17 protein-coding genes are annotated in these 19,372 nt (G+C 68.3%); 8 read left to right on the forward strand and 9 right to left on the reverse strand.

The window, feature by feature from the left end:
* The first annotated feature begins 176 nt into the window (after nucleotides 1-176).
* From RE421_RS02870 to RE421_RS02880, 3 genes are all read left to right on the forward strand, one after another.
* Nucleotides 177-1,262 carry an inositol-3-phosphate synthase gene (locus RE421_RS02870; RefSeq protein ID WP_309814028.1) on the forward strand — a complete coding sequence of 362 codons (1,086 nt, stop codon included), beginning with the start codon at nucleotides 177-179 and terminating at the stop codon, nucleotides 1,260-1,262.
* 630 nt (nucleotides 1,263-1,892) lie between these two features.
* Complete coding sequence (locus RE421_RS02875; RefSeq protein ID WP_309814031.1) at nucleotides 1,893-2,054, forward strand: hypothetical protein; 162 nt, start codon at nucleotides 1,893-1,895, stop codon at nucleotides 2,052-2,054.
* Between the two features lie 170 nt (nucleotides 2,055-2,224).
* Entirely contained in the window at nucleotides 2,225-3,961 is a 1,737-nt protein-coding gene (locus tag RE421_RS02880; RefSeq protein ID WP_309814035.1) for a formate--tetrahydrofolate ligase, read from the forward strand.
* Here the strand turns inward: RE421_RS02880 and RE421_RS02885 are convergent.
* A complete protein-coding gene (locus RE421_RS02885; RefSeq protein WP_309814038.1) occupies nucleotides 3,958-5,550 on the reverse strand; it encodes a CCA tRNA nucleotidyltransferase in 1,593 nt (530 codons plus the stop codon). The genes RE421_RS02880 and RE421_RS02885 overlap by 4 nt on opposite strands.
* Before the next feature lie 106 nt (nucleotides 5,551-5,656).
* On the opposite strand from RE421_RS02885, the gene RE421_RS02890 reads away from it, so the two are divergent.
* From RE421_RS02890 to trxA, 5 genes are all read left to right on the forward strand, one after another.
* Complete coding sequence (locus tag RE421_RS02890; protein ID WP_309814043.1) at nucleotides 5,657-6,247, forward strand: NUDIX hydrolase; 591 nt, start codon at nucleotides 5,657-5,659, stop codon at nucleotides 6,245-6,247.
* Entirely contained in the window at nucleotides 6,244-8,040 is a 1,797-nt protein-coding gene (gene murJ, locus RE421_RS02895) for a lipid II flippase MurJ (protein WP_309814052.1), read from the forward strand. Before RE421_RS02890 ends, murJ begins: the two co-directional genes overlap by 4 nt.
* Before the next feature lie 184 nt (nucleotides 8,041-8,224).
* Entirely contained in the window at nucleotides 8,225-10,096 is a 1,872-nt protein-coding gene (locus RE421_RS02900) for a hypothetical protein (RefSeq protein WP_309814055.1), read from the forward strand.
* A gap of 174 nt (nucleotides 10,097-10,270) precedes the next feature.
* Entirely contained in the window at nucleotides 10,271-11,245 is a 975-nt protein-coding gene (gene trxB, locus RE421_RS02905; protein WP_309814057.1) for a thioredoxin-disulfide reductase, read from the forward strand.
* Between the two features lie 40 nt (nucleotides 11,246-11,285).
* On the forward strand, nucleotides 11,286-11,609 hold the full coding sequence (gene trxA / locus RE421_RS02910) for a thioredoxin (RefSeq protein WP_309814060.1): 324 nt from the start codon (nucleotides 11,286-11,288) through the stop codon (nucleotides 11,607-11,609).
* A 116-nt stretch (nucleotides 11,610-11,725) separates the two neighbouring features.
* Here trxA and RE421_RS02915 read toward each other — a convergent pair whose 3' ends face one another.
* From RE421_RS02915 to rpmH, 8 genes are all read right to left on the reverse strand, one after another.
* Nucleotides 11,726-12,910 carry a ParB/RepB/Spo0J family partition protein gene (locus tag RE421_RS02915; protein ID WP_396134626.1) on the reverse strand — a complete coding sequence of 395 codons (1,185 nt, stop codon included), beginning with the start codon at nucleotides 12,908-12,910 and terminating at the stop codon, nucleotides 11,726-11,728.
* Nucleotides 12,911-14,760: 1,850 nt separating this feature from the next.
* The gene (locus RE421_RS02920; protein ID WP_309814062.1) at nucleotides 14,761-15,657 is read right to left on the reverse strand and encodes an AAA family ATPase; all 897 of its coding nucleotides are present in this window, start codon (nucleotides 15,655-15,657) and stop codon (nucleotides 14,761-14,763) included.
* Between the two features lie 132 nt (nucleotides 15,658-15,789).
* Nucleotides 15,790-16,425 carry a 16S rRNA (guanine(527)-N(7))-methyltransferase RsmG gene (gene rsmG / locus RE421_RS02925; RefSeq protein ID WP_309817038.1) on the reverse strand — a complete coding sequence of 212 codons (636 nt, stop codon included), beginning with the start codon at nucleotides 16,423-16,425 and terminating at the stop codon, nucleotides 15,790-15,792.
* A 37-nt stretch (nucleotides 16,426-16,462) separates the two neighbouring features.
* Entirely contained in the window at nucleotides 16,463-17,005 is a 543-nt protein-coding gene (locus tag RE421_RS02930; RefSeq protein WP_309814065.1) for a R3H domain-containing nucleic acid-binding protein, read from the reverse strand.
* Between the two features lie 149 nt (nucleotides 17,006-17,154).
* Nucleotides 17,155-18,123, reverse strand: coding sequence for a membrane protein insertase YidC (gene yidC / locus RE421_RS02935; RefSeq protein WP_309814069.1), 969 nt, complete (start codon nucleotides 18,121-18,123; stop codon nucleotides 17,155-17,157).
* 6 nt (nucleotides 18,124-18,129) lie between these two features.
* Entirely contained in the window at nucleotides 18,130-18,495 is a 366-nt protein-coding gene (yidD, locus tag RE421_RS02940; RefSeq protein WP_309814071.1) for a membrane protein insertion efficiency factor YidD, read from the reverse strand.
* The gene (rnpA, locus tag RE421_RS02945) at nucleotides 18,492-18,896 is read right to left on the reverse strand and encodes a ribonuclease P protein component (protein ID WP_309814074.1); all 405 of its coding nucleotides are present in this window, start codon (nucleotides 18,894-18,896) and stop codon (nucleotides 18,492-18,494) included. Before rnpA ends, yidD begins: the two co-directional genes overlap by 4 nt.
* A gap of 40 nt (nucleotides 18,897-18,936) precedes the next feature.
* Nucleotides 18,937-19,074 (reverse strand): 50S ribosomal protein L34, encoded by a 138-nt coding sequence (gene rpmH / locus RE421_RS02950; protein WP_115932474.1) that lies wholly within the window; start codon nucleotides 19,072-19,074, stop codon nucleotides 18,937-18,939.
* Between the last annotated feature and the right edge of the window lie 298 nt (nucleotides 19,075-19,372).

Below are 19,372 nucleotides of genomic sequence, written 5' to 3' on the forward strand. Positions count from 1 at the left end.
CGGGTGGTTGGACACGGATGCCGTCCACGCCCGTCATCCGGCGTAAAGTGGATGGGGTTGTGCCGAGCCCGCTCGGGTCCACGGCACCCAACAACGTTTCTGTCCCGAACCCTCGGGACCGTCAGTCCGTCGCGCCCGGCGTGCGGCCCAGACTGCCAGGACAACAAGGAGTACCGGTGTCGAAGAACCCGATTCGTGTGGCCATTGCGGGCGTGGGCAACTGCGCCACCTCCCTCATCCAGGGGGTGGAGTACTACCGCGAGGCCTCCGCGGACGAGCAGGTCCCCGGCCTGATGCACGTGCAGTTCGGCGACTACCACGTGAACGACCTCGAGTTCGTGGCCGCCTTCGACGTGGACGCGAAGAAGGTCGGCCTGGACCTCTCCGACGCCCTGACCGCGTCGGAGAACAACACCATCAAGATCGCCGACGTCCCGGCCACCGGCGTGACGGTGCAGCGCGGGCCCACCCTGGACGGGCTCGGCAAGTACTACCGCGAGACCATCGAGGAGTCGGACGCGGAGCCCGTGGACGTGGTCCAGGTCCTGAAGGACACCCGCGCGGACGTCCTGGTCTGCTACCTGCCCGTGGGCTCCGAGGAGGCCGCGAAGTTCTACGCGCAGGCCGCCATCGACGCGAAGGTCGGCTTCGTCAACGCCCTGCCCGTCTTCATCGCCGGGACCCCCGCGTGGGCGGAGAAGTTCACGGAGGCGGGAGTGCCGATCGTGGGGGATGACATCAAGTCCCAGATCGGTGCCACCATCACCCACCGCGTCATGGCCAAGCTGTTCGAGGACCGCGGGGTCACCCTGGACCGGACCTATCAGCTCAACGTGGGCGGCAACATGGACTTCAAGAACATGCTCGAGCGCGAGCGCCTCGAGTCCAAGAAGATCTCCAAGACCCAGGCCGTCACCTCCAACACCTCCGCCGTGCTGGGTGAGGACGACGTGCACATCGGCCCCTCGGACTACGTGTCCTGGCTGGACGACCGCAAGTGGGCCTTCGTCCGCCTCGAGGGTCGCAACTTCGGCGACGCCCCCGTCTCCCTGGAGTACAAGCTCGAGGTGTGGGACTCCCCGAACTCCGCCGGCGTGATCATCGACGCCGTCCGGGCCGCCAAGATCGCCCTGGACCGCGGGATCGGCGGCCCCATCCTCTCCGCCTCCAGCTACTTCATGAAGTCCCCGCCCGTCCAGCACCACGATGACGTGGCCCACGAGCTCGTGGAGGCCTTCATCCGCGGCGAGATCGAGCGCTGACACACCCCTCCCTTCTTGCAACTGGAGGTCGAATCCGGCCCGTTTACTGACGGGTAACCCTTGAAATCGGGCCGGATTCGACCTCGCAGTTTTCTGTGGGTGGAGATTACTCACCGGTAGGGGTGTTGCGGCTCACATGAGCCTGCTATTCTCGACGAGTGCCCAAGTCCGTCCAGGATTTCGGCGCGCTTCCTTGTCGGCTTTTCCGCCCTGCACCGGCGGACGGACTCATCTGAAGGAGGTGGGGAACATGATGAATTTTGGAAATGACTCTTCGAACGGTGGTTTCACCGTGTCCGGCGTCCTTCTGGCCTACCCAGGAGTCGCCGCCATCATTCTGCCCGACCCCGCCTCCGCCTTGAACACCAGCAGCTGAGCATCCTCACCCCGGCCACTTCCCGGCCCGGGACCGCAACAGAGTAGGACCGTCGGCCAGACCATCCCAGTGGTCCGGTGGACTTCCCCCTCAAGTCGCTGACCCATCGCTGAGGCATCCCGACCCAGGGAGCACCCAGCCATGTCCGTCGTCCGCCACACCCCTGATCACCCCGTCCTGACCGCCGGCATCCCGGTGGTCCTCCCTCCGTCCCTGACCGGACCCCCTCGAACCTCGAGAGGGGGTGACAGCACGTGAGCGAACACTCCCATGACCCCGGCACCCCACGCCGGCGCTCCGGCAAGCAGCGCTTCGGGACCATCTTTCGCCCGGCGCCCTTCCTGCCCGACCAGGAACGGTCCCCGAGCCGGGACGACATCCCGTTGCCGCCGGACTTCATCATCCACCTGCGGTAGTCGCCCGCACCGATACAACTGGCGGTCGAATCCGGTCCGTTCCTCGTGGTTACCGACGAGTAGATGGGCCGGATTCGACCGTCAGTTCCCTGTGGGGAGGGGAAAAGGCGAGGGAAGTCCACTGCACTCCACCATTCCCCGCCCGGCAGGCACCATGCGAGGATCACCCCATGAACGACGCCGAGATCTCCGCAGCAGCGACGCTCGAACCGGTGGCCGACGTCGCCCACCGGGCCGGAATCCCCGCCGACGCCCTCATCCCCTACGGCCGCCACATGGCCAAGGTGGACACCACGCGCCTGGCGCCCGGTGACCCGGGCCGGGCCGGCCGCGTCGTGCTCGTCACCGGCATCAGCCCGACGCCGGCCGGCGAGGGGAAGTCGACCGTCACCGTGGGCCTGACGGACGGTCTCAACCTCCTCGCCCGCGCGGACGATGCCCCGGTCACCTGGGCCGGCAAGACGGCGATGGCCGCCCTGCGGGAGCCCTCGCTCGGCCCGGTGTTCGGCATGAAGGGTGGGGCCACGGGCGGCGGCTATGCCCAGGTGGTGCCGATGGAGAACATCAACCTGCACTTCACCGGCGACTTCCACGCCATCACCTCGGCCCACAACCTGCTCTGCGCCCTCGTGGACAACCACCTGCACCGGGGCAACGAGCTGCGGATCGACCCCCGCACCATCACCCTCAAGCGCGCCCTCGACACCAACGACCGCTCCCTGCGCCAGACGGTCATCGGCCTCGGCGGACGCACCGAGGGAGTGCCGCGCGAGAACGGGTTCGAGATCACGGTGGCCACCGAGACCATGGCCGTGTTCTGTCTCGCCACCGGGCTGGAGGACCTCAAGGAGCGGCTCTCCCGGATCATCATCGGCCGGACCACCGACCGCCAGCCGGTCACCGTCGGAGACCTGGGCCTGCACGGCGCCCAGGGGGCGATGGCCGTGCTGCTCAAGGACGCCCTGAAGCCCAACCTCGTCCAGACCCTCGGCGGCTCCGCGGCGTTCGTGCACGGCGGTCCGTTCGCGAACATCGCGCACGGGGCCAACTCGATCACCGCCACGAACACGGCCCGGCGACTGGCCGACGTGGTGGTCACCGAGGCCGGCTTCGGGGCGGACCTGGGCGGGCAGAAGTTCATGGACATCACCGCGGTGGCCGGCGGCTTCCCGCCGGCGGCCAGCGTCATCGTGGCCACGGTGCGCGCGCTGAAGCTCAACGGCGGCATGGAGCTGGCGGACCTCGACCACCACACGGCGGACTCGGAGCGGCACCACCTCGAGGCGCTCGAGGCCGGGGTCGCGAACCTGGCCCGGCACATCAGGAACATGGCCGCCTACGGCGTGCCGGTGGTGGTGGCGGTCAACCGCTTCCCGCAGGACACGCAGGCCGAACTGGACTGGCTCACCGGCTGGTGCGCCCGCCGGAGCGTCCCGGCCGCGGTGGCGGAGGTCTGGGCCCGCGGCGGAGCCGGTGCCCTGGAGGTGGCGCGCCGGCTCGTGGAGGTCCTGCCGGCCGAGGGCGAGGACTCCGGCTGGCGCTCGCTGTGGACCCAGGACATGACGGTGGCCGAGCGGATCGAGGCCGTGGTGACCCAGATCTACGGCGGGGCGGGGGTGGAGTACACCGCGGGGGCCCGGGCCCAGCTGGACCAGCTGGTGGCGGAGGGCTGGGATCACCTGCCGGTGTGCATGGCCAAGACCCAGTACTCGTTCACTGACGACCCGGCGGTGCTCGGGGCCCCCGAGGACTTCACCGTCATCGTGCGGGAGCTGGCGCTGCGGCCCGGCGCCGGATTCGTGGTCGCCCTGACCGGCTCCGTCATGACCATGCCCGGACTGCCCCGCACCCCCGCGGCCGACTCCATGGACGTGGACGCGGACGGCCACGTCACCGGCCTGTTCTAGACCCCGCTGTTCTCGTCCTCGGCCCCCTGGGCCTCCGGCTGCTCCGCCCACCAGCGCCGCAGCTCGGCCGTGGCCTCCTCCTCGCCGTGCGGGCCCTCGTCGAGCCGCCACTCCAGCAGGTGCTGGTAGGCCCGGCCGACCACCGGTCCGGGCCTGATCCCGAGGATGGCCATGACCTGGGTACCGTCCAGGTCAGGGCGGACGGCCTCGAGTTCCTCCTTCTCGGCGATCTCCGTCATGCGCCGCTCGAGGTCGTCGTACGCGAAGGCCAGCCGATCGGCCTTCCGCCGGTTGCGCGTGGTGACGTCCGAGCGGGTCAGGGCGTGCAGCCGCGGCAGCACCGGCCCGGCGTCCGTGACGTACCGGCGGACGGCCGAGTCGGTCCAGCCGGCGTCCCCGTAGCCGTAGAACCGCATGTGCAGCTCCACCAGCCGGGCCACGGCCTTGATGGTGTCGTTGTCGAACTTCAGCGCCCGCATCCGCTGCTTGACCAGCTTGGCCCCCACCACATCGTGGTGGCGGAAGGTGACCGCCCCGTTCGGTTCGAAGCGCCGGGTCGCCGGCTTGCCGACGTCGTGCATCAGCGCCGCGAAGCGCAGGACGAAGTCCGGCGCGGGCACATAGGTGCCCGACGGCGGCGCGAACCTCTCCGCTGCCGCCTCACCCTCCGCGTCGGCCGGGTGCTCCGCAGCCCACTGCTCCTCCAGGCGCGCCGGGTACTCGTGGCCCATCGCCTGTTCCATCACGGTCAGGGAGTGCTCGTAGACGTCCTTGTGCCGGTGGTGCTCGTCCGTCTCCAGCTTCAGGGCCGGCAGTTCGGGCAGCACGTGTTCCGCCAGGCCGGTCTCCACCAGGAGGCTGATCCCGGAGCGCGGGTGCGCGCCGTTGACGAGCTTGACCAGCTCGTCCCGCACGCGCTCGGCGGAGATGATGGTGATCCGCTCGGCCATCGCGGTCATGGCCGCGGTCACGGTCTCGTCCACGCCGATCCCGAGCTGGGAGGCGAAGCGTGCGGCGCGCATCATCCGCAGCGGGTCGTCGGAGAAGGACTCCTCGGGGGTGCCCGGGGTGCGCAGCCGCCCGCCCGCCAGGTCCTTGACGCCGCCGTGGAGGTCCACGAGCTCCAGCGAGGGCAGGCGGATGGCCATGGCGTTGACGGTGAAGTCGCGGCGCACCAGGTCTCCGGCGAGCGTGTCGCCGAACGCCACCTGGGGCTTGCGGGAGTCCGGGTCGTACTGCTCGGCCCGGTAGGTGGTGACCTCGAGCTGCCAGCCGTCCTTGCTGAAGCCGATGGTGCCGAACCTCCTGCCGATGTCCCAGTGGGCGTCCGCCCACCGCCGGGCGATCCGCAGGGTGGTGTCCGGGTCGGCGTCCGTGGTGAAGTCCAGGTCCGGGGACATCCGGCCCAGGAACAGGTCCCGCACCGGTCCGCCGACCAGGGACAGCTCATGCCCGGCGGACTCGAACATCCGGCCCAGTTCGAGGACCACGGGGGGCAGGCCCGCACCGGTCGGGAACCCGACGGGCAGGGCCACGAGCTCGGCGGCAGGCGTGCCGGAGGGGGGCGGGGAGATGGCGGAGGGATTCATCGTGTGTTCAAGGGTGCCAGATCCGGTGGACTCCTGCGGACAACCGGCGCCCGGCCGGCGGTGCCGCCGCGATGCGGTTCCGGTTCGGCCCGCTACAGTGGAATGCATGGCTCATCCCGTTCCGAGCGCCCCCAAGCGCACCCCGCTCACCGCATCGGTGGGTCGGCGGGTGCCGCGGCGCCCCGGGGCCCCGGGCGCCGGGGAGACCCCGCAGGGGTCCCTGCCCACCGTGGAGGAGGTCTCCGCGGGTGGGCTGGTGGTGCGCAAGGTCGGCGGCCGGCTCGAGGTCGCCATCATCGCCCGGTACAACCGCGGCGGCCGTCTGGAGTGGTGCCTGCCGAAGGGCCACCCCGAGGGCGAGGAGACGCACGGTGAGGCGGCCATCCGCGAGGTGGAGGAGGAGACCGGCATCGCCGGGGACATCCTGGCTTCCCTCGGATCCATCGACTACTGGTTCACGGTGTCCAGCCACCGCGTGCACAAGACCGTGCACCACTACCTGCTGCAGGCCACCGGGGGCGAGCTGACCACGGAGAACGACCCGGACCACGAGGCCGTGGACGTCGCCTGGGTGGGCCTGGACGTGCTGAACGCCAAGCTGTCCTTCCCGAACGAGCGGCGGATCGTGGACCTGGCCCGGGACGTGCTCCCCGAGCACGTGGACGGATTCCCGGACCTGCCGGATTCCGCGCGGTGAAGGAGAACACCCCCACCACGACGCCGGACACCCCGGACCGCGGACAGGGCACCGGTGCGTCGGATGCCGGTACCGCCCCCGCCGCCGTGCGGGACAGCACCGCCAGGGCCAGCGCCATCATGGCGGCGGGCACCCTGGTCTCCCGCATCCTCGGCTTCGTCCGGACCGCCCTGCTGGCCGTCGCCATCGGCTCCACCGCCATGGCCGCGGACATCTTCGAATCAGCGAACACGATCCCCAACATCATCTACATGCTGCTGGCCGGCGGCGTGTTCAACGTGGTGCTGGTCCCGCAGCTCATCAAGGCGGCCCGGGCCCCGGACCGCGGCTCCGACTACACCTCCCGGCTGATCACCCTGGCCGTGCTGGTGATGGCCGGTGCCACCGCCGTCATCACCCTTGCCGCCGCGCCCATCATGGTGGCGCTCACGAGCAACTGGTCGGAGCCCATGCTCGCCCTGGGCACCGCGTTCGCGCTCTGGACCTTCCCGCAGATCTTCTTCTACGGCGTGTACGCGGTGATCGGCCAGGTCCTCAACGCCAACGGACGCTTCGGTGCCTACATGTGGGCCCCCGTGGCCAACAACGTGGTGGCGATCGGCGTGATCGGCCTGTACCTGGTGATGTTCGGCTCCTACCAGGCCGGCGGGGACCAGCTGGCCGCGTGGAGCACGGCCCAGACCGTGCTGCTGGCCGGCGGACACACCCTGGGCATCGTGGTCCAGGCGCTCATCCTGTTCGTCCCGCTCAGCCGGCTCGGCCTGGGGCTGCGGCCGAGGTTCGGCTGGAGGGGCATGGGCCTGCGCTCCACCGGCAGGCTCGCCGGCTACACGCTGGTCACCATGATGGCCGGCAACGTCATCAACCTGCTCGTGGCCCGCCTGGTCTCCGGCGCCACGGAGGCGCGCGACTCCATCGGGGAGGCCGCCGGGGCCGGCGGGCCCTTCGAGGGACTGGACCCGGCCGCCGTCGAGGCCTCGATCCCCGGCCTCTACGCCCTGAACACGGCCCAGCTGATCACCGTGCTGCCGCACTCCGTGTTCGTGCTGTCCCTGGCCACCGTGCTGTTCAACCAGCTGACGCGCTCCCTGCACCGGGACGACGTCCCCGGGGCGCTGGCCACCGTCAGCCGAGGCCTGCGCAGCTTCGCCGTGCCGATGATGTTCGCCATGGTCGCGATCCTCGTGCTGGCCGGACCTCTCGGGCGGATCTTCGGCGGCTCCTCGGCCACGGCCACGGCCTCCGGCGTGGCGATCGGGCAGCTGCTGATCCTGCTGGCCCTGGGCATGCCCTTCCGCTCCGCGCACATCTACCTCACGCGGCTGTTCTACGCCTCGGAGAACGCCCGGATCCCGATGTTCGTGCAGGTCGGCATCGCCGCCTGCACCCTCGTCATCGCCTATGCGGCCTCGATCTTCATGCCGGCCTGGTCCATGGCCTACCTGATGGTCTCGGTCTTCACCCTCCTGCACGTGGTCCAGTTCGTGTGGATGCACGTCCTGGTCCGGCGTCACTACGGCGACTACGGTTCCAGTCAGGTGCTGGACACCTACATCAGGACCGGGGTCGCCGCCCTGGTGGCCGGCGCCGCCGGCGCCCTGGTCCTGTGGCTGATGGGCGGCTACTCGGGCGGCTTCCCCTGGGTCTCGATCATCACCTCCCTGGTCAGCTGCGCCGTGGTCGGGGTGGTGATGTCGGTGGTGTACTTCCTGCTCCTGCGGGCCATGCGCCTGCCCGAGCTCGCCGACTTCCTGGGGCCCCTGGCCCGCCGGATTCCCGGGCTGGCCCGGTAATTTCCTGCGGACCCGTTCGGCGGTTCACCGCCGGAGTGCGCGCTGACGGCCGTAGCATGGTCCCGACCGCACCCCGGCCCGTCCGTGGCCCGCCGCTGCCGGCAGTGGCGCCCTCAGGCACCACCGTCCACCCGGACGGCCACCACGAATCCACGGATCCGGGCCACCGACCTGGAGGAACACCGTGCCACAGCCCATTGAAGAGGGGATGGTCCTCGGAGGCCGCTACCTCGTCACCGGACATGTGCTGACGTCCGCCGATCAGGACATGGTGCTGGATGGCCGTGACCAGGTCCTCAACCGTGACGTCTCCATCCTCGTGGCCTCCGCCGCGCATGCCTCGCAGGTGGCCGCCTCGGCCCGGGAGCTCGCGACCGGTGAGCGCCAGGGCACCGTCCAGGTCCTGGACCTCGGCCTGAGCGAGGGCCGGACCTACCTCATTGCCGGCGGCAATCCGGCGGCCGAGGAACTGCTGGACATGACGCGCGAGCAGCAGGTCTACGTGGAGCCGTTCTACACCGACACCCTCGGTTCCGAGATCTTCGGCGAGGCCCGCACGTATGAACCCCACGTCTACGAGGACGATGAGGAGTACTACGAGGACCTGGATGACGGGTACGTCGAGGAGGAGACGGGGAAGCGCCGTCCCAAGTTCCTGCGCGGCATCTCGGAACGTCTGAGCCAGCGGATCGGTTCCGAGGACGCCGCCCGGGACGCCGTGACCGGCGGGGCCGCCGCCGGAGCAGCGGGTTCGGCGGGTGCCGCTTCGGTCCGGGACGGCCAGGAGCACGACGCCGGCTCGCCCAGCGAGCACGATCCGTACCGTTCCGCGGTGCGCCGGGAGGAGGCCAAGCCCCTTCCCCAGACGGTCCATGACGATGAGTGGACCGGCGCCCAGGACGAGGTGACCGTCTCCCGCGGCCAGGCGGCCCCCTCCGCGGAGGAGCACTCCGAGCCGGACCGAGACGCTGCGCCTGACACAGACCCGACTCCGGAGCAGTCTCCGGACGAGGACTCCGGCCAGGGTCAACAGCAGACCACCGACCGGTCCACAGACGACGGTCCGACGACAGACGAGACCCCCACGGCCGCCGTCGCGTCCCCGGCCGTGGGGCGCCACGGTCCCCGCTCGGAGAAGGAGCGGCAGCAGCGCGCCGCCGACCGGCCCAAGGTGACCCTCTGGGACGAGGAGCCCGAGCGTGACCGTGCCGTGGACGCAGGACTGGCGGCAGGTACGGTGACCGGCAGTGCAGGAGGTGCGGCGGCCGCCGCGGCAGCGGGCGATGCCCCGGGAGGGACGGCCCGCTCCGCCCAGCCGCACCACGGTGGCCGCTTCCCCGACGATGCTGATGGCGACTTTGACGAGGACGCCGAGTTCGGCGACCACTACGAGGAGGACGAGGAGGACAAGCCCACCGGTGCGCGCTGGCTGGTCGGCGGGATCCTGGTCCTACTGCTGATCCTCGGCGCGGTCTTCGCGTTCAACATCCTCGGCAACAACCGTAGCCCGGAGGCCGGCGGGGAATCCTCCAGTGCGCCCGGGAGCCCCTCCGAGGGCACCTCAGAGGACGCCACCCCGGACTCGCAACTCCCGGACCCCGTCATCGCCGGCGCGACCCGCGTGGTCCCCGACGATCCCTCCCTGAGCGCGGAGACGGACAACACCCTGCCCAACGCCGTGGACGGCAACCCCGCCACTGCCTGGCAGACCTACTCCTTCGCCCAGCCGGCCTTCGGCGGCTATGCCTCCAACATGGCCCTGGTGGTTGAGCTGGAGGAGCCCAGTGGGATCTCCCAGGTGGACATCACGCAGAACAACGGCAGCGGCGGTTCGTTCTCGGTCCTGCTCAACGACTCGCCCGACCTGGACGGCGCCACCCAGATCGCGGAGGGTTCCTTCACGGGGCCCGAGGTCAGTGTGCCCGTCCCGGCCGGGGAGGGTGGTCCCGCCGAGGCGCAGTACGTCATCATCAACTTCACCGAGCTGCCGCAGCTGTCCAATGCCTCGGGCAATCTGCCCTACGGCCTGCGGATCGCAGAGGTCTCCGTCGAATAGCGGTGCCGGTCCGGCGGCGTGGATCCGCCAGGCGGAACGGGCGGGCGCAGCGCGGGTCCGGCCCGCCTAGGATGGGGATCGGCACCGGCCCCGCGCGAGCGCGCTTGGAATAGGTTCTTCCCGGGGGGTGTTCCATCCATCAGAGTCCCCATTGCCTACCGTGAAGGAATCACCGTGACCGAGGCTGTAGAGTCCACCGACGCCGTCCGGGACGTCGTCATCATCGGATCGGGTCCGGCAGGCTATACCGCCGCCATCTATGCGGCGCGCGCCAATCTGAACCCCCTCGTGGTCGCCGGCTCCGTCACCGCTGGCGGCGAGCTGATGAACACCACGGACGTGGAGAACTTCCCCGGATTCCCCGAGGGAATCCTGGGGCCGGAGCTCATGTCCCACCTGGAGCGGCAGGCCACCCGCTTCGGCGCCGAGGTCCAGTATGAGGACGTCACCGAGGTCGATCTGCAGGCGACCCCGAAGGTGGTGACCCTGGGCAACGGCACGGTGTACCGGACCCATTCCGTCATCCTCTCCACCGGTTCGGCCTACCGCGAGCTCGGGGTCGAGGGCGAGAAGCGGTTCTCCGGCCACGGTGTGAGCTGGTGCGCCACGTGTGATGGCTTCTTCTTCCGCGATCAGAACATCGCGGTGGTCGGTGGTGGCGACTCGGCCATGGAGGAGGCACTGTTCCTGACCAAGTTCGCCTCCACGGTGACCGTCATCCACCGCCGTGACGAGCTCCGCGCCTCCAAGACCATGGCGGAGCGCGCCCTCGCCCACGAGAAGATCCGCTTCGTCTGGGACACTGAGGTCACCGGGCTGCAGGGCGAGGAGAAGCTCAAGACCCTGAACCTGCGGAACCTGAAGACCGGCGAGGAATCCACCATGGACGTCACCGGCCTCTTCGTGGCCATCGGATCCGATCCTCGGACCACGCTCGTCAAGGACCAGCTGCAGCTGAACCCGGACGGCACCGTCCAGGTTGAGCACCCCAGCAGCCGCACCTCACTGCCTGGCGTCTTCGCCGCAGGCGACGTCACGGACCCCACGTACCGGCAGGCGATCACAGCGGCCGGCAGCGGCTGTATCGCAGCGCAGGACGTGGAGCACTACCTCGCGGATGTCAGGGAGCTGGCAGCCAGCGCTGTCTAGTCCCCGGCCCGCACACCCGATCAACCCATCAGGAGGAACCATGAGCACCATTGACGTCACCGACCAGGACTTCCAGGAGAAGGTCCTGAACTCGGACAAGCCGGTCCTCGTCGACTTCTGGGCCGAGTGGTGCGGCCCCTGCCGCATGCTCAGCCCCATCCTGGAGGAGATGGCCACCGAGCACTCGGAGAAGATCACCGTGGCCAAGCTCAACGTGGACGACAACCCCCAGGCGGCCTCCACCTACGGCATCACCAGCATCCCCGCCGTCATGGTCTTCCGGGGTGGCGAGAAGGTCGCCACCTCCATCGGGGCCAAGCCGAAGCAGGTCCTGGAGACGGAGTTTGCCGAGTACCTCAAGTGAGTCCTGACCGCTGACACGCTCAAGCTGGAATGGCCCCGATCCATCAGGATCGGGGCCATTTCATTTCCAGCCCATGTCTTCCGAGGCGTTTCTCATGGGCTATTGGCGTATAGACCTTATGCGCCGTTTGCCTCTGACTGGCCGATCAGGTCCATAATGCGGTTCAGGTCATCGACGGAGGCGAAGTCGATCGCGATCTTTCCCTTCCGTGCGCCGAGCGTGATCTTCACCGTGGTGTCGAGGCGGTCCGTCAGCGAGTTCGCCAGATAGTCGAGTCGTTCATGGCGATCGGTCCTCTTGTTCCTCGACTGGGGCTTCACCTGGCGCACCCCGTCCTGGAGGGAGACCAGCTCCTCGGTGGCCCGCACGGACAGCCCCTCCGAGACCACCTTCTGCGCCAATCGCTCCATCTCTGCCGGATCGACCAAGGACAGGAGGGCACGGGCATGGCCGGCCGAGAGCACTCCAGAGGCCACCCGGCGCTGCACCAGCGGGGGGAGCCTCAGCAGGCGGAGGGTATTGGTGATCTGTGGGCGGGACCGGCCGATGCGCGAGGACAGCTCATCCTGCGTGCAGTTGAAGTCCTCCAGCAGCTGCTCGTAGGCGGCGGCCTCCTCCAGGGGGTTGAGCTGGCTCCGGTGCAGGTTCTCGAGCAGGGCGTCCCGGAGCAGGTCCGTGTCGGCCGTATGCCGCACGATCGCCGGGATCTCGGTCAGCCCTGCCCGCTGGCTGGCCCTCCACCGACGCTCACCCATCACCAGCTCGAACGGCGAGGGTCCCTCCACCTGACGGACGACGACGGGCTGGAGCACACCCACTTGGCCGATGGAGGCGACCAGTTCATCCATGTCGTCTTCATCGAAGACGTCTCGGGGCTGACGAGGATTGGGATGGATGTCTGCCACCGGGATCGACCGCAGTTCAGCCTCACCGGACGATCCCATCGATCGTCCGGTCGCTGGGGTGGTGGACCCCGTTTCCTGTGGCGCGCTGGTTTCCGAGGGCAGCTGCTGCTCGCTCGGTGCGGTACCGTCCACAGCTGGCTCAACCTGATCGAGTTGTCGACGTACGTCTCTGCCCGTGTTGCCGTTCGCCTTCGTCGTGCCCGAGGCCGTCGAGGGCTGAAGAGAGGGCATACTCGGTCGACTACGGGGACGCCGCTGACCGGGCCCCGGACCGACGAGGTCGACATTCTCGCCCGCCCGTCGATCCGGGAAGAACACGTCCACCGGTCGTCGTGTTTCACGTGGAACGACGGTGGTGTCACCAGCGGAGGAGCGACCGCTGAGGTACCGGCTCATCAGGTCTGGGCGATCTGCCGACCCCCGTGCGTCTTCGCTGCTGTCGTCAGGCATGTCCCGCGGAGCGGTGTCGGCCGACTCGTCCGTCTGCGTCGACGCCGACACGGGCTCTGAGGTGGTGGATTTTACTGCCTCGGCGGGCGTGCGGTTGCGGGACGCGGCCCGCTCGACCGGAGCGTCAGTTCGCCGCTGAGCAGTTGATTCTGATAGGGCAGACGTGGTCACGGTCGAGTCGGCCACACCTGTCGCACCGGACGACAGGGTGGCATCCGTGGCGTCGATGCCATCGGAGGCCTCTTGCTCCGGAGCGGTGCTCTGAATCAGGGCCTCAATGCCACGGCCTAAACCCCGTCGGTTCTTCTTCACACAAACTCCTCACTCGCGGCCTAACAACGCCCCTCAGTCTACTGTTGTTTCACGTGAAACTGCAGTCAGCGGTGCGCCCGAGGGGGATTGGAACCTGTTCCGCGTCGCCGACGACACCCGCCGTCCGATCAACTGGCGCGGCATCCATGGAGGGCTTCGAGGGTCTTCGACGAGGAGGACAGGCTTCTCCACCACGGCGTCACCGTCGGCGAACGATCTGTAGTGGCACGGGCACCCGCGTGACCGTGCAGCACGGTGAACTGAATTCTCCGTCCTGGCATATCAGCCAACGGTGGTGGACAGTGTCGATCAGAAGAGGCAGGCGGGCGATCCCGATCGCACCCAGGAGGCTCAGGGACAGACTGCCTACCTGACGAACCGGGCACTGTCTTCGGGCCCATCACCATGACGTGCCCCGGGGGATCAGCAGGGCGCCTAGCCGACGGATGCCCGGTTCGGTTTCACGTGAAACGGCTTCCACGGCCAGCACTGAGTGACCAGCCAGGCGCGGCAGGTCGGCCCCGCGGGTTGCTCACCCGGTGAGTAGGTTTCACGTGAAACCCGATGAATCATGGCTGTCCGGTTAGTTTCATCGGACCCATCAGGAGGTGGGCCAGTTCCAGCAAGTGCAATTGCGGCCGAACGGAAGGACGATGTCGGGTCCTGTCGGCGGCGTGTTCGCCTGCTCGGGCGACCTCATGCTTGCACGAGAGCGGCATTCCGAGGCACGTAGCTGGTCTGGCCCATCGACCTGGCAAACTGCGATGTCCAGTGTGGCATCCACCATGCTCGGGGCTCACCCCATGACGAGGCCCGTATCGGTCATGTGCAGGCATGGGAGGGCAGACTCAAGCAGGACCGCCTCATACTGACGAGGACTCCGCGGCTCGTCTCGACTAGCCGAAGGGTGACTGGAACCTGACATCCCCGCCGCGTGCTTCGCTGCAGATTCCGACCCCCTGTCGCGGCGCGGCTCAACCCCCGGGACAGAGGGCAGCAGGAGGTATGCCCCTCGGTACACGTCGGCTCACGTGCATGGAGGTTCAATCGATCACGGAATCTCCGGGCGGTTGCAGGCCCGGGCTGGCCCATGGACGTTTCACGTGAAACCACGTCGCGGGATCGAAGACCCTGCCGGGTCCTCGCGGCAGGAGGTCGCTGTATTGGATAGATCTACGGGGCGCCGACGTGCCGAGACATTCGTGCCGCGGTTGGCCTGTACATCCGTGAATCGACGTGCACCGCCAGTGTTTCACGTGAAACGGGGTGCACCGCGGGAAATCTCTAGCGGTCGAACACGCAGTAAGGCCGAACCGCCATTCCCCGACTCATGGTTCCCTCCCCGGCCTCGGCACTCAGTAGTGCCAGAACGGGTAGACGCTACCCAAGACACGGCGGTTCACGCGAAACCGGAGGGACAGATGCCCTTAAAACGACAGACTCAACTCACCTCAGCTGAATCGTCCTCGATTTGGTCGCAGGAACTAGCGGCCTTTGGCCTGGCCCCGGTCAGCGATCTCGGTAGCCGCTTCACGATACGACAAGGCACCGGAGGACTGTGGGTCATATGTGAGGACGGTCTGCTGGAAGCTCGGCGCTTCGGAGATACGGACGTTCCGGGGGATCACGGCATTCAGGACCTCCTCCGGGAAGTGCTCCCGGACCTCCGCAGCCACCTGGGTGGAGAGGTTGGTTCGCCCGTCGTACATGGTGAGAAGGATCGTCGACACCTCGAGCGCGGAGTTCAGGTGCTTCTGGATCATCCTGATGTTGTTGAGGAGCTGGGAGAGCCCCTCCAGGGCGTAGTACTCCGTCTGGATGGGAATGAGCACCTCGTTGGCCGCCACGAAGGCGTTGACCGTCAGCAGTCCCAGGCTCGGCGGGCAGTCGATGAAGACATAGTCGATCCGCGGAAGCCCCTGCTTCTCGCGATAGCTGAAGTACTCGTCGAGGGCGCGGGAGAGCCGCTGCTCGCGGGCCACGAGGGATACCAGTTCGATCTCGGCGCCGGCGAGGTCGATGGTGGCTGGCGCCACCACCAGCCCGTCCACGTCCGGGCAGGGCCTGACCACCTCGGCCATCGGGTACTCGTCGATCAGCACGTCGTAGACGCTGTCCACCTCGGAGTTATGCGGGATGGCCAGCGCGGTGGACGCATTGCCCTGGGGATCGATGTCCACGACCAGGACCTGCATGCCGGCCCGCGCGAGGGCGGCCGAGAGGTTCACGGTGGTCGTGGTCTTGCCCACCCCACCCTTCTGATTGGACACCGTGATGATGCGGGTCTTCTCCGGGGCGGGGAGCCTTCGGCCCTTGAGCTTGTCCCGCCGCCGGTTCTCCTGTGCCAGTTCCCGTGCCAGCGGGGTCTCCAGGTCATCCATCACCGACGGGTCATCACCGGGGACGGTTTCCCGTGAAACATCCGACTCATTGGTCAAGGAAACAACCTCCTGAGGTTGATAGACGGCGGGACCATCCTGTCGCCGTGGGATGCAGCCACTCCAGCCTACTGGTCAGCGCCGGGGACCCACGCGCACCCTGACCACGGTGGTCGGTTCCTCCAGAAGATCCGCTCCCACGGTCTCGATCACCGGGGCGGAGCCCTTGAACTTCTTCAGGACCTTGGCGGCGGCAGCGATCTCCTCACCGGCACTGCGTCCCTTGATGGCCAGCAGCTCACCCGAACCCTGCAGCAGTGGCACGGTCAGCGGGATGAGGGACTTCAGTGCGGAGACGGCACGTGCCGTCACGATGTCCACGGCGATGTTGCCGACGACCTGTTCCGAGCGCGCCCGCACCACATCCACGTTCTCCAGGCCGAGGTCGTCGACCACCATGTCCAACCAGGCGACGCGACGCTCCAGCGGCTCGATGAGGATGAACTGGCTGTCAGGGCGGGCCAGGGCCAAGGCGAGGCCGGGCAGGCCGGCGCCGGAGCCGACGTCAGCCACGAGGGCCCCCTCCGGAAGGAGGTCTCCCACGACGGCGCAATTCAGGACGTGCCGCTCCCACAGCCGCGGTACCTCACGGGGCCCCAGGAGACCCCATTCGATGCCGGTGGAGGACAGGTGCTCCACGTACCGTACGGCCAGGTCCAGACGGTGCCCGAACAGCTCCTCGGCCGCGGTGCGCAGCGCGCCCTCCAACAGCGGGGGCTCGTGGGACTGCTGGGGGGCGGAGGACTCGTCACTCACCGGCGGAGACCACCACGTGCCGGCGCGGGCCTTCGCCCTCGGAGGCGCTCACGAGTCCTGCCTCGGAGATCACATCGTGCACCACCTTGCGCTCGTAGGCCCCCATGGGCTTCAGGTGCACCGGCTCGCCATCGCCTCGGACGGAGTCGATGGCCTCCTGGGCGATCCCCTCCAACTGCGTGGACCGGTCGGCCCGGTGGCCGGCGATGTCCAGGACCAACCGGGAGCGAACCCCGGTGGCCGAGAGGACGGCCAGCCGGGCGAGCTCCTGCAGCGCTTCCAGTCCCTTGCCGTCCCGACCCACGAGGTCCCGGAGGCGATCATCGCCCTCCGCGGCGATCACCGAGACGTAGGTCCGGCCGTTGCGCACCTCGATGTCGATGTCCCCGTCCAGGTCGGAGATGTCCAGCAGCTCCTCGACGTAGTCGGCGGCGATGTCGCCCTCCTCCTCCAGGCGACGTGCGCTCGAGGGGGCGGCGTTCGTGGCGTCGGAGGAGTCCTGCTGCGCAGGGGCTCCGTCAACACCGTCATCCACAGGGTCTCCAGCCTTATCCCCAGCGTTATCCACAACAGCGGCGCGAGCGGCATCCTCGGTAGGGCTCACGGTCGGATCGATGGTCTGATCGGTGCTCTCTCCGGAGCCCGGGGCGTCCTCGGACGGGATGGCTGATGCATCGGTCACGGCTATCTCCTCTTCTTGGACTTGCGCTTCGGCTGGTGACGCTGCCCCGTCTGCTGCGGCTTGGCGGCCTCGGCCTCCGCCTTCGCGGCGGCCTCCTGTGCGGCCTTGCCCACGGGAGGCAGGCCCTTGACGGCGCGGCGCTCATTCAGCTCGCGCTCGGCCTGGGACCCCGGGGTGGGGTTGTTCCGGATGATCCACATCTGCTGTCCCACGGCCCAGAAGTTGGTGGCAGTCCAGTAGATCAGCACACCGATGGGGAAGTTGATGCCGCCGATGCCGAACACCAGCGGAAGGATGTAGAGCATGAACTTCTGCGACTGGGCGAAGGGCCCGGTCATGGCCGCCTCGGACATGTTCTTGCTCATCAGCATCTTCTGCATGAAGAACTGCGAGCCGGACATCAGGATGATCATGACGACCGAGACGATGATGACCGCCACGTTCATGTTCTCGCCGATGGACCCGAGGAACGTGTCCTGCATCGGAGCCCCGAGGAAGATGGCCTCTCCGAAGGAGTGGATCTGCTCGGCGCTGAGGGCGGCCTCGCCCTCGCCGCGCTCCGCGGCGGCGCCGGCTCCGGTGAGGATCTGGAACAGCGCGAAGAAGAACGGCATCTGCACGAGCATCGGCAGACAGGCGGCGAATGGGCTGGTCCCGTGCTCCTTGAACAGGGCCTGCTGTTCCATCGCCATGGCCTGACGGGACAACTGGTCCGTCTTGCCCTTGTACTTGGCCTGCAGCTTCTGGATGTCGGGCTGCAGGGCCTGCATGGCCCGCTGCGACTTGATCTGCTTTACGAACAGCGGGATCAGCGCACTGCGGACGATGACCACGAGCAGGATGATCGAGAGTGTCCAGGTGAACCCGCCGTTGGGATCCATGCCGATCCAGTCCAGCACGGTGTGGGCCGCACCCAGGATCCAGGACATCACCCACTTGAAGGGCCAGAGAATGATTTGGAAGAAGTCCATGATCTCCTACTGTTCAGCCGGAGGATCCGGTGGGATGACGGGATGGTTTAGGTCAATGATCTTGGGTTGACGCCCCGGCGGCCAAATCCTGCGGCCGGGCGGGACCGCGTCAACGCCGCCCCTCGCCCACGGATGGCAGCGGGCCAGCCGGTGAGCCGTGAGGAGCGAGCCCTTCACCGCCCCGTGCACGTGGACGGCCTCCAGGCCGTAGGCCGAACAGGAGGGGAAGAACCGGCAGACGGGGCCGTACAGCGGCGAGATCACCGCACGGTAGATCATGAGCACCCAGGCGAGCAGGGTGGACGGCAGTGCCCTCAGCGCATTCCACTGCACGGCCCCGGGCCGGGTGATGAAGGGCGACTGGACGGTCATGTTCCGGCGTCCTTCGGGGAACGACGGCGGCCGGCGGCCTTCCGCAGGGCACCGGCCAGGGCGGAGTCCAGATCCCCTTTGAGCTCCGTCCAGTCGGCAGTCCCCGCCGGCGGCAGGGCCCTCACCACGACGGTCCCGCCGGGGTGACCGGACAGGGGGCCATCGAGCTGCTCGGCCACGGCGGCCCGGAGTCGGCGCTTCACGCGGTTGCGGACCACGGCGTTACCCACGGCCTTGGAGACGACGAAGCCCACGCGCACCGGCCCGGTTGCGGCCTCGGTGTTCGTGGGCTCGGAGAGGTGTGCGGACACGACAACGTTCCGGCGCCCTGTCCGGGCACCGGAACGCAGTGTCTGGGAAAAATCCGCGGGGGTGCGTACCCGTTTCGCGCGGGGCAGCACGCCGTGTGGTCCGCTGAAGGCTGATCGGCCGGAGGCCGGATCAGGCGGACAGTTCCGTGCGGCCCTTGGTACGGCGGGTTGCCAGGATGGCGCGACCGGCGCGGGTACGCATCCGGGCACGGAAACCGTGCTTCTTGGCCCGGCGGCGGTTATTCGGCTGAAAAGTCCGCTTGCTCACTTTGATCTCTCCACAACGTGTGTATGCGCCCGGACCCGTTGTACCTGGGGGAAGAACCGGTAGACGCTCTGACTAGGACTTCCCCGCGAAGGGACACCGGCCCACTTCCGGGTGGGCCTGACGGTGTCCGCTGGCTGACTGTGCCCTGTGCTCGATCCGCACGGAGCGAAGGTTTCAGAGCACGGTTGAACAGTCCCGCGGGGACCAATCAAGTTTAGGGATAGCGCCCCATCGGGGTCAAATTACCCCGCCGGTGGTCGGGCCGGCATCCCGGCAGGTACCCTGCCCGGAGTTATCC

This window comes from Citricoccus sp. I39-566 (assembly GCF_031432995.1).
In the GTDB taxonomy this organism is placed as follows: domain Bacteria; phylum Actinomycetota; class Actinomycetes; order Actinomycetales; family Micrococcaceae; genus Citricoccus; species Citricoccus nitrophenolicus_A.